The 2,320-nt window shown below is 67.6% G+C and carries 3 protein-coding genes; all 3 read left to right on the top strand.

What is annotated here, in order from left to right; all coding sequences use genetic code 11:
- A partial coding sequence (locus FJZ36_19065; GenBank protein ID MBM3217000.1) for a M15 family metallopeptidase occupies positions 1-140 on the top strand: 140 nt, incomplete at its 5' end.
- Positions 137-1,351: a DUF935 family protein gene (locus FJZ36_19060; protein MBM3216999.1), complete on the top strand. Its 1,215-nt coding sequence runs from the start codon at positions 137-139 to the stop codon at positions 1,349-1,351. The genes FJZ36_19065 and FJZ36_19060, both read left to right, overlap by 4 nt.
- A gap of 193 nt (positions 1,352-1,544) precedes the next feature.
- Positions 1,545-2,320, top strand: a 776-nt coding sequence (locus FJZ36_19055) for a hypothetical protein (protein MBM3216998.1), incomplete at its 3' end; no start/stop codon positions are given.

The raw sequence follows: 2,320 nt of genomic DNA, 5'->3' as shown, positions 1-2,320 counted from the left end.
ACGACGATGAGCTGCTGGCGAAGATGGGCGCTCTGGGCAAGGAGGTCGGCTTGAGCTGGGCTGGCGACTGGAAGCGGTTCCGCGAGTCGGTCCACTTCGAGCTGCCGGACTGGCGGGAGCGCGTGAAGGATCTGCCATGAACCCTCTGCGGCGGTGGAAGCGGTTCCGACGCGCGTTCGGGGAGGAGCCCGACGCGGGCTTGCGCGAGATCGGCTCGACGGGGACGGAGGTCTTCGGGGGCCAGCTTCTGGACGAGTACCAGTCGGAGCTCCGGGGATCCTGGAAGTACGACGTGTACGCTCGGATGCGGGCGGACGCGCAGGTCGCGGCGGTGTTGAACGTCATGGAGCTGCCGGTGCGGGCGGCGGACGTGCGCGTGGTTCCGTCGGACGAGAGCCCGGCGGCGGCGGAGATCGCGGCGTTCGTCGAGGACGCGCTGTTCGGGATGGACGAGACGTTCGACGACTTCATCCGCCAAGCGATGCTGATGCTGTCCTACGGCGTCATGCTCTTCGAGAAGGTCTACCGGCATCGGGAGGACGGTCGGATCGTCTGGCGGAAGTTCGCGCCGCGCCTGCCCAAGACGGTCGCGCGGTGGATCGTGGACGGCTCCGGCGACTTCGCGGGGGTCGAGCAGCGGGTCTACGGCGATCTGGCGCGTTCGGTGACGATCCCGGCGTCGAAGCTCCTGCGGTTCACCCACCGCCAGGAGGGGAGCAACTTCGAGGGTCGGTCGCTGCTGCGGGATGTCTACAAACACTGGTGGCACAAGGACACGCTCTACAAGCTCTCGGCGCTGGCGGCGGAGCGCACGGGCGTCGGCATTCCGACCCTGCGGATTCCTCGGACCGCGTCGGAGCGGGACCGGGAGCAGGCGATCTCCATCGTCAAGTCGTTCCGGGCGAACGAGGAGGCGGGGATCGTCCTGCCGTCGGAGTTCGAGTTCACGCTGACGACGTCGCGGGGCTTCGCCTATCTGCCGCTGATCGAGCATCACAACGGGATGATCGCGAAGGCGGCGCTGGCGCAGTTCCTGAACCTGGGACAGACGAGCGTGGGGAGCTTCGCGCTGAGCCAGTCGCAGACGGATCTGTTCCTGATGACGCTCAACGGGCTCCTGCAGCACGTGTGCGACACGCTGAGCCGGGACGCGGTGCGGGAGCTGGTCGCGTGGAACTTCGGGGTCGGGGCTCCGATGCCGGAGGTGCGGGGCAAGCTGCGCGGGACGGACAGCCGGAACCTGGCGGAGACGCTCGATCTGCTGGCGCGAGGCGGGTTCCTGACGCCGGGCGATGACATCGAATCGGTCGTGCGGGAGAGCCTCGACCTGCCGCCGAAGCGGATGGCGTGACCGCAGCCGGAATCGTCTATAGGCACGGTCTGCCGTAGGGGCGACGCGGTGCGCCGCCCGCCCAGATTCACGGCGAGGCGACCCGTCAAGACGCCTCTACCTGTCTCGCTGCTGGGCGTGCACCTGGTAGGGGCGAGTCTCAGACCCGCCCCTACGGCGACGCGACTATCGGTTTGTGAGGAGAACGACAAGTATGAAGCGACACGTGTTTGCCATTCTGAATCTGAGCGAGTCGATGCCGTCTGGTGGGGAGCCCGTCGTATCGAGCGTGCAGCTCCTTCGGGCGGGAACCTTCCAACACGGATGGTACGGGCGCATCCAGATCAACGCGGACCTCTACGACGCGCTGATCCGGAATTTCGACGAGCGAGCGCGGGGGATCGACGTCGCGCTCGACGTGGAGCATCAGCCGGAGCACGGAGCCGCCGGTTGGTTCCGACGGCTCTGGACCGACCCCGACGGCGAGGAACTCTGGGGCGAAGTCGAGTGGACGTCGAAGGGCAGGGAGCTCGTGGAGGAGGGCATCTTCAAGTACCTGTCCATCGAGTACGACCTCGCCTACGTGGACGAATCGGGCGTGCTGCGCGGTCCGACGATGCTGGGCGCGGCGCTCACGAACCGGCCGTTCCTCAAGCAGATGCGCGAGGCGACGATCAACCTGAGCGAGCCGGACGCATTCGCCGAGGGGGAAGAGACGGAAATCGCCCTGACAGATCGGGAGAGCGCGTTCCTGTCGGAGACGGTTCGGCTGCGGGAGGAGAATGCGCGGCTTCGGGCGGCGCTGGCGCGTCAGCGGGCGGAGTCGCGACTGGCGGAGGCAAAGCGCGAAGGGCGCGTCACGCCGGCGATGGAGGGCTGGCTTCGGGAGCTCGCCGAGTTGGACGACGAACGGTTCGAGCGCGTCGTGCGGACGCTGCCGGTCCAAGTGGTGTTTGACGAGATGGGTTCGGCGGGCGAGGGGGAGGTGTC

This window comes from Candidatus Poribacteria bacterium, from assembly GCA_016866785.1.
GTDB lineage: Bacteria > Poribacteria > WGA-4E.
Note: the sequence above shows the minus strand (reverse complement) of the source record. Positions and strands in the feature narration are given on the sequence as shown.

Excerpts from the sequence above, each read along its gene's own strand:
- FJZ36_19060 (MBM3216999.1), top strand. The coding sequence starts at position 137 with ATGAACCCTCTGCGGCGGTGGAAGCGGTTCCGACGCGCGTTCGGGGAG.